Annotated in this window: 9 protein-coding genes; 7 read left to right on the top strand and 2 right to left on the bottom strand. The window is 23.0% G+C overall.

The genetic code is table 11. The annotated features are described in order from the left end of the window. Window positions 1-182 precede the first annotated feature (182 nt). Genes VN21_RS04030 through VN21_RS04015 form a run of 4 tightly spaced genes read left to right on the top strand, consistent with a single transcriptional unit; the run spans window position 183 to window position 1,634 of the window. Entirely contained in the window at window positions 183-398 is a 216-nt protein-coding gene (locus VN21_RS04030) for a DUF3955 domain-containing protein (RefSeq protein WP_046822159.1), read from the top strand. 34 nt (window positions 399-432) lie between these two features. After that, a complete protein-coding gene (locus tag VN21_RS19435) occupies window positions 433-912 on the top strand; it encodes a DUF2975 domain-containing protein (protein WP_046822158.1) in 480 nt (159 codons plus the stop codon). Window positions 913-914: 2 nt separating this feature from the next. Continuing rightward, on the top strand, window positions 915-1,403 hold the full coding sequence (locus VN21_RS04020) for a DUF2975 domain-containing protein (RefSeq protein ID WP_046822157.1): 489 nt from the start codon (window positions 915-917) through the stop codon (window positions 1,401-1,403). Between the two features lie 9 nt (window positions 1,404-1,412). After that, the gene (locus tag VN21_RS04015; RefSeq protein ID WP_046822156.1) at window positions 1,413-1,634 is read left to right on the top strand and encodes a helix-turn-helix domain-containing protein; all 222 of its coding nucleotides are present in this window, start codon (window positions 1,413-1,415) and stop codon (window positions 1,632-1,634) included. 305 nt (window positions 1,635-1,939) lie between these two features. Here the strand turns inward: VN21_RS04015 and VN21_RS04010 are convergent, their stop codons facing one another. Together VN21_RS04010 and VN21_RS04005 are read right to left on the bottom strand one after the other, a co-directional pair. Next, window positions 1,940-3,046, bottom strand: a complete 1,107-nt coding sequence (locus VN21_RS04010; RefSeq protein WP_046822155.1) for a replication initiation protein — start codon at window positions 3,044-3,046, stop codon at window positions 1,940-1,942. A gap of 822 nt (window positions 3,047-3,868) precedes the next feature. Next, window positions 3,869-4,078, bottom strand: a complete 210-nt coding sequence (locus tag VN21_RS04005; protein WP_021430843.1) for a zinc ribbon domain-containing protein — start codon at window positions 4,076-4,078, stop codon at window positions 3,869-3,871. Window positions 4,079-4,948: 870 nt separating this feature from the next. On the opposite strand from VN21_RS04005, the gene VN21_RS04000 reads away from it, so the two are divergent. From VN21_RS04000 to VN21_RS03990, 3 genes are all read left to right on the top strand, one after another. Further along, window positions 4,949-5,167, top strand: coding sequence for a hypothetical protein (locus VN21_RS04000; protein ID WP_046822154.1), 219 nt, complete (start codon window positions 4,949-4,951; stop codon window positions 5,165-5,167). 115 nt (window positions 5,168-5,282) lie between these two features. After that, complete coding sequence (locus VN21_RS03995) at window positions 5,283-6,038, top strand: ABC transporter ATP-binding protein (RefSeq protein WP_046822153.1); 756 nt, start codon at window positions 5,283-5,285, stop codon at window positions 6,036-6,038. After that, window positions 5,995-7,458 carry a hypothetical protein gene (locus VN21_RS03990; RefSeq protein WP_046822152.1) on the top strand — a complete coding sequence of 488 codons (1,464 nt, stop codon included), beginning with the start codon at window positions 5,995-5,997 and terminating at the stop codon, window positions 7,456-7,458. The genes VN21_RS03995 and VN21_RS03990 overlap by 44 nt, the downstream gene beginning before the upstream one ends. Window positions 7,459-7,464 lie beyond the last annotated feature (6 nt).

The following is a 7,464-nucleotide window of genomic DNA, read 5'->3' as shown; positions in this document are numbered from 1 at the left end:
TAACCTTATTTCATATAAATATCTAATTAAAATCTATATAATATTTTATGCAATTTCATCATTTGATTTATATTCACATATTCCTAAAGAATATTTTTTTATCGAAAAACAATAATTTAATATTGATTTATTATAATTTACTGTTATAATTTAATTAAAGCAAATTTAAAGGAGAGTCTACAATGAAAAAAAATATATTATATTCAATACCATTTTTAATAGCAATAGGATGCTTAGTAATTTTCAATATTATAGGATCTGAAATTGCTGCAGATGGAACTCTTATAGAACCATTTTTCTTAATACCTACATTCTGGTTATTTTCTTTCATAGGAATTTTAGCTTTAATTTTTAGATTTATGCTATTTTTATTTAAGAAAAAACATATTAGACAATAGATATAATTTAAATTTTAAAATAGGATATAAAGTAATGAATAAAAATTTTAGTTCAAAAACTTTAAACAATATTGTCTCAATAAGTATAAGTATAACTCTAATTTTATTTATACTTATACCTTTATTGCTCAACTATTTTTTTAAAAATACTTTGGGATTAGTAGGTGGAAATATATCTTTATTTGTTTCAACTGGAATATATATATGTATAATTCCTTATTTAATAGCATTAATTACACTGAAAAAATTATGTGCTTTAATAGATAATAAAAATCCATTTTCAAAAGAAACTACTTATTTTTTAAAAATAATATCATTATGTTCTTTTAGTGAATTTTTTATATTTAATATGGTACAATTATTTTTATGTAATTTATTTGATATTTATTTATATTCGATTAACCTAATTCCAACTGTTTTAATTTCATTTATTTCTTTATTTATAGGACTTTTTAGTTTTGTTTTGTATAAAATCAATTACGAAATAATTAAAATAAAAAAATCGAGGTCATAATTATGGAAAAAAATATTAGTTCAAAAATACTAAATAACATTGTTTTGGTAGGGATAGGACTAACAATCTGCCTACTTCTATTCTTACCGCTAGGGCTTACAGCTTTTTTTAAAAGCAGCCTAGGTATAGTTAGCTCAAACATACCTATTATTTTATCTGTAGGAGTGTATATATGTGCAGTTCCTTATTTAATAGCATTAATCTCATTAAAAAAATTATGCAGTTTAATTGCTAAAAAAAATCCTTTTTCTAGGCAAATTCCTTATCATCTAAAAGTAATATCAATATGTGCTTTTAGTGAAATTTTAATATTTAATGTGGTACAATTATTTTTATGTTACTTATTTAAGGTTTACCTTTATGCCCTTAACATAATACCAGCTATTTTAGTTTCATTTATTTCTTTAGCTATAGGATTCTTAAGTTTGGTATTAGGTAGGTTATATACTATGGCAATTGAAATAAAGGAAGAAAATGATAAGACTATATAAGGAGATATTATGGCGATTATAGTTAACCTAGATGTAATGATGGCAAAGAGAAAAATGAGTTCAACGGAACTTTCTGAAAAGCTTGGAATCACTATGGCTAATCTTTCCATATTAAAAAATAATAAAGCTAAAGCTGTTAGATTTACAACTTTAAATAGTATTTGTAAAATATTAGATTGTCAGCCAGGAGATATTTTAGAATATGTTGAAGATATTGAAGATAGCAAATAGCTATAGTTAATCAAAAAGATACTGTTTTTAATTAAAAAACAGTATCTTTTTAAATTTAATTATCAATGTGTTGCTTTTGTATAATTTTTTTTTGATATCATTACAATTTTAAGTAGCTAAACGTTAGTATTTACACGTACTTGACATTTAACTTGAAGTTTTGATACATAATAATTTTTTTAAATTATCAATATGACATACTTAATTTATTTGTCTAATATTTCTACTCTAATTAAAAGGTTATATCTATATACATTTTATAGTTTAAACTTTTAGTGTAATTATCAAGTTGACATATTTTAAGACTACCAAAATAAATCCATTTCTTCTTTATGCTTTAAATCTTCTTCATACTCTTTCTTGTACTCCAAAATTTTATTATCTAAGGTTCCCTTAAAGAATTTATATGATACTGCTTTTATAGTTTCAACATCGTCTTTATCTAGAGTTATCATCACTGCATCATCAAATGCTTTTTTCATATAATCATTTTTAAAGTCTATATTTTCGAAATCCATTTTAAAACTTCTTAAGGTTCCTTTTGTAAAAACTGTTTCATCGGGAACAAAAAATTCTCTATTTAAAATAGATTTCTCTGCATTTAAATTTATTTTATTTTCTTCAAATGGTTCAGGTACACTTGATTGTTCATAAATATTAGACTCCCCAATTTGATCAATTACATCATCTTTAGAGAAGTACTTTCTCTTATCTAAGTCTTTTACTATAAAATCTATTGATTCAACTTTTCTTCCTGATTTATTTTCTTTTATATCTATTTCAAAAAAACCACTTTCATTTAGTTCTTTTATTGCTGGTAAAATTACACGCCTTTTAAAATTTGAATATTGAGGATAACTATCTTCTAGCATTAAATACATCTTTATATCTTCAATTTTATAATTTATAGTTTGTTTAGTTCCCGACCAAACTCTTATTAAATCATATAGTCTTTGAGCATTATAATTTTTTAAACTAAATAGTATAGCTAAGTTTGCAGGAGTATATCCTGTCTTTAAGTATTGATCTAATAAAGTATAAATTTTTTTTGGGCTTTCGATTCTAAAAATCTGAGTTTCTTCATCAAACTGGTATCCTGATATAAAGTTGTATTGTCCCCAAATCAATTTATCATTTCTCTTTTTTTCAATGAAAAATATACTTTTATTCATAAGACCTTCTAAATAGCTACTTATTTTTTTCACAGTTCTATCATTCGTTCTTTTTATTATTTCTTTAAATTCATCATAATGAATATCACAATGCATTGATCCATTATAATTTTTTTGAAGTTTATAAAGTATTAACAAAAATATTCTATTTTCATTCAAAGTTAAACTATACTTAGATTGTATTAGCACATTGTTTTTCATAAGTATTTTTGGATTTTCTATATCAGTTAAATTACTCATAATATCCCCCAATTCTATTAACTAATAAAACTAGTATATCATATGTATAATTTTAAAGTGTCACTTTTACGATTTTGACACTTTAATTTAACAGTGTTAACTTTTTGCTATATTGATATATTATCAAAGTGACACTTTTAATGCTATCAAGGTGACACTTTTAATTATCAAAGTGACACTTTTGACTATCAACTTGACACATAAAATTTATCAAAGTGACACTTTTAATTATCAAAGTGACACTTTTGACTATCAACTTGACACTTTTAATTGCTTCAGTATAAGTAATTTCAAGGTTTTCATCGCTCTCTAAATACTATAAATACTATTAAATACTGTTTTAAATAATAGTAAAGACTAGTAAAGATACTTTTCTGTCCTAATCTAATCTATTTAAATCAACTTTATTATCAAGATGACATATTTATTTTTAAACTTTGAAGAATGGATATTGTATGAATATATATTAGGAATTAGTATTATATTGTTTTTATGATTAAAAAATATATTGTGTATTTTAGGTTATATATCTTTTTCTAACTTTAATATATGTTTTCAAAAGCAATCTTTTTTAAATTTAAGAAAACATTAATCAATGAAGAATAGATTTTAAATATAGATTAAAACCTCTCAGAGCCTATTAGAATGTTTTTATACATTAAAATGGATAAACGTATTATAATTTAGAAAATTTGGCTAAAAACGGAAGATAAAGATCGAAAAAACTGTAATTTTTATAAAATAGAATGAGAGGTTTAATATCAAATTCAAATAAAAAAGGGATATTACCTACTAATATCCCTTTTTTATTTGAATTTGATATTAACCTATAAGAAAATCTAAAATATTCCATCCATCGGATGTATTGCTTTTGTAAAGTTCAGTGTATCCACACTTAGTACAGCTTATAGTTATAAATTTTTTATTTTGGATATCAAATATTTTTGCAAAATTTCCACCTGTAGCTTGAAATTGGTCACTCTCATAAGATGTATTTGAACATTTAGGACAAACATATTGTTTTTTCTCCATAACTTAAATCCTCCTAATATTGATTTAAGTAAAATTTTAATATAATAAATATATAAAAACTAATTAAAATTAGTTACAATATAAAACTTCATATTATTCCGTATCTTTTAATTTATTGATTTTTGCATCGATTTGATTATTAGATTTTAAAAACTTAAAAATTGATACAAATATAATTAAAAATACATTAATTAGTAGCAGAACGCTTAAGGTTTGAAATAAATATATTAAAATCATGATGAACTCCTTTACATATTTGTATTTAACTCAGATTAGTAATTATTATAAATATGACTAAAAATAGGTCAATTTAAATGGAGTGAAATTAATAAAAATTGGATTAAAATGAGTTTATATTTGAATTAATGTAAATATTTTGATTTTAAATATATACTATTTTATAAAGCTTTAACATATGATTAGATTTACTATTTAAAATAAGATTTATTTTAGTATTTAGAATAAGTCTTATTAAGTATCATACGAACTTTAAAATCCAAAAAATAGAAAAAGTTAGCTAATCTAGAATAAAATGATAAAAAAATACAAAATAAGACAAAATTTAGCAAAAACAGACTTATTTAAATTTTAAGGATTACTTTAAAGTTTTTTACTTTAAGGTAATCCTTATACAATGAAGGAAAATGCAGAGTAATTCCAATATATGTAAATATAAGAATAAGTATATTTACTATAGACACTTATTTGTGTTAATTGAGTAAATTATATAAAAATTTTGACATTGTTCGAGCTAAATATTGCAAACGATTTTTTGATATGTAACAATTTATACAAAGACAAAGTTGTCAAATACCTAACAATGTCTTTTGACTTAGGTGTTCTAATTAAATTTGAGGAGGAGATTGGGAAATGGAATTAATACAATACAATGCACCTGTAATAGAGTGTGATAATTTTGAAATAACTGAGGAACAAGCATGGTTTTTAGTTTTCGTAGCAGTACTTTTAGCATTAGGAGCTACTGTTGTTTTAGGAGCTGCAGTTTGGTGCTTAGTTCAAGGTAAAGGAAGTTTCACTGGCGGAGTTAAGTGGGAAAACGGACTTAACGTTAGTATTGAGTGTAAATAAGCTTTAATTTATTAAAATTATATTAAAAATTTAAACTATAACAAAAGATAAAGATTTAAATTTAGAACACCTAAGTCTATAAATTGATATTAGTACTGGGAGGAATGTTTAAACTATGCTTTATGTAGATAACTTGACAAAAACTTATAACAATAAAATTGTTGCTATAAAAGATCTCAGTTTTTCTTTAAATAAAAATAAGGTTTTAGGACTTGTAGGCCCTAATGGATCTGGAAAGACTACAACGATTAATTTAATATTAGGGACTATTAAAAGTGATGAAGGGAAAATATTATATAAAAATCATAAAAATGATAGTCTAGAATTTAAACAGAAAGTTGGATATATACCAGATGATTTAATACTGCCAGAATCATTAACGGGTAGAGAGTACATAGATTTTATCTTATCAGTATACTCTATAAATAAAAGTGATAAATTAAAAAAATTAATAAAATTATATAATATGCAAGACTTTTTAGATATATTGATAAAAGAATATTCACATGGTATGAAGAAAAAAATCCAGATAATAGTTGCTTTCTCATTAGAAAGTGAATTAATAATTATTGATGAACCTTTTCGAGGATTAGATATAGAATCAATTATAATAACAAAACAGCTTTTCAAGAGCTTTATAAAATCAGGAAGTATACTATTATGTTCACATGATTTAAATTTAATTGAAGAGTTAGCGGACGAAGTTATTATGCTTTATAAAGGTAATCCTGTGGCAAAGGGTACAGGTCATTTTCTAAAAGAAAAATTTGAATGCAAAAACTTAGAAGAAGTTTTTATGAATGTTTCTATAGGGGAGGACAGAAAACATGAGATTGGAGAAATCATTTCTAATTTTAACAACAATGCTTAAGGGAATTAAAAATAGTTTATATAATAAAATTAAAAAATATTTTATTATTATATCGATTGTAGTTCCATTTTTTATTCTTCTTGGAACTATTATATCTTATAAGATATTTTCTCCTATGATCAATGCTATTATTGTCGGAAATAAAAGTATGTTTTTTTCATTTATTTCTTCCAGTATGTTGAATGTAACCTTAATTACTTTTGTTGTATACATAATACTAATTAACTCAGATAATGATACTAGTAATTATAGCAAAATAATAAAATGGTTACCACTTACAAAAAGAGAAAAGATATGTGCACAAACAATTCAAGAGTTATTTTTTATAATTATTACTAATTTATGTTATGTCATGTTTTTTCACCTACCATCATTCATAGGATCCAAGGTTAATATAAAAATTATTACTATATATTTAATATCTGTAATCATGCAATCATTATTGACATATTTCTTATTAAATATTATCTATCTATTAATAATTAGATTACTGTATTTTGTATCACATAAAAAGTTTATTAGAGAATTAGCCTCAATTATTTTAGGAATAAATGCTTTTATTTATTTAGTTAGTAAAATAAACTTAGAAAATCTTTTAGTTAAAAGTAACTCATATAAGATATCAATAGTAAATATTTTATTACCAGTTATAGATATGTGTTCAGGTTATGGATATTTTAATTACAAAGATGCAAGAATATGTTTGATTCTAAGTGGAATAATTTTGATTTTAGGAGTATTTATAACTATTATGTTTTCTGGAATTGAACTTGATAATAGAAACTTAATGCTTTTTAAATATATACCAAAATGCAAAGGGAAAATGCTATGGATTGTAACAAAAGAAATTAAACATATTGTACGAAGTGAGACTAATATTTCAAATTTCTTTGTACTAATATGCATAATTATATCTGTAGGTTTTTTAGATCCAAATACTATAGATAAGACAATTACTAATTTAATTTTATCAAGTTTTTGTTCAATATTTGCACTAAGTTCATTTGGTGAAGATAGAAATTTCACTATTTACTCTAATATAATTCCTATTTCTAGCAAGTTAATTTCTTATGGAAAACTAATAGGTAATCTTATCATTGGGATATTTCTATATACGATACTGTTTTTTATCGTATTTACATATTTAGGTATAAATATAGAGTTATTTAAAAGCGGATTAATGTATACGACAATTGGAATTATAGTGATCTATACATATGGTATTGTAATTCCAGTGAGAGAAAAAGAGCCATTTTCAAATATAATTGTATTTTTATCTTTTGCGGCAATATGTATTTTGGTTTCTATAATATCACTAACATTTAGCGGAGCATATATATATCAAATTATTTTAATGGCAGTGGTAGTTATAACGTTTATTATACCAAAGCTTTATAAGTTAAATTCTAAGTTAGATTAAATTTAT

The sequence above is a fragment of the Paraclostridium benzoelyticum genome (assembly GCF_001006285.1).
Classification (GTDB): Bacteria; Bacillota; Clostridia; order Peptostreptococcales; family Peptostreptococcaceae; genus Paraclostridium; species Paraclostridium benzoelyticum.
The sequence above is the reverse complement of the archived record's forward strand: the minus strand, read 5'-3'. Positions and strand labels throughout refer to the sequence as shown.

What these genes read in the sequence shown, in the direction of transcription:
- VN21_RS03990 (WP_046822152.1), top strand. Translation starts at nt 5,995, where the DNA reads ATGAGATTGGAGAAATCATTTCTAATTTTAACAACAATGCTTAAGGGA.
- VN21_RS03995 (WP_046822153.1), top strand. Translation starts at nt 5,283, where the DNA reads ATGCTTTATGTAGATAACTTGACAAAAACTTATAACAATAAAATTGTT.
- VN21_RS04020 (WP_046822157.1), top strand. Translation starts at nt 915, where the DNA reads ATGGAAAAAAATATTAGTTCAAAAATACTAAATAACATTGTTTTGGTA.
- VN21_RS04005 (WP_021430843.1), bottom strand. Translation starts at nt 4,078, where the DNA reads ATGGAGAAAAAACAATATGTTTGTCCTAAATGTTCAAATACATCTTAT.
- VN21_RS04000 (WP_046822154.1), top strand. Translation starts at nt 4,949, where the DNA reads ATGGAATTAATACAATACAATGCACCTGTAATAGAGTGTGATAATTTT.
- VN21_RS04015 (WP_046822156.1), top strand. Translation starts at nt 1,413, where the DNA reads ATGGCGATTATAGTTAACCTAGATGTAATGATGGCAAAGAGAAAAATG.
- VN21_RS19435 (WP_046822158.1), top strand. Translation starts at nt 433, where the DNA reads ATGAATAAAAATTTTAGTTCAAAAACTTTAAACAATATTGTCTCAATA.
- VN21_RS04030 (WP_046822159.1), top strand. Translation starts at nt 183, where the DNA reads ATGAAAAAAAATATATTATATTCAATACCATTTTTAATAGCAATAGGA.
- VN21_RS04010 (WP_046822155.1), bottom strand. Translation starts at nt 3,046, where the DNA reads ATGAGTAATTTAACTGATATAGAAAATCCAAAAATACTTATGAAAAAC.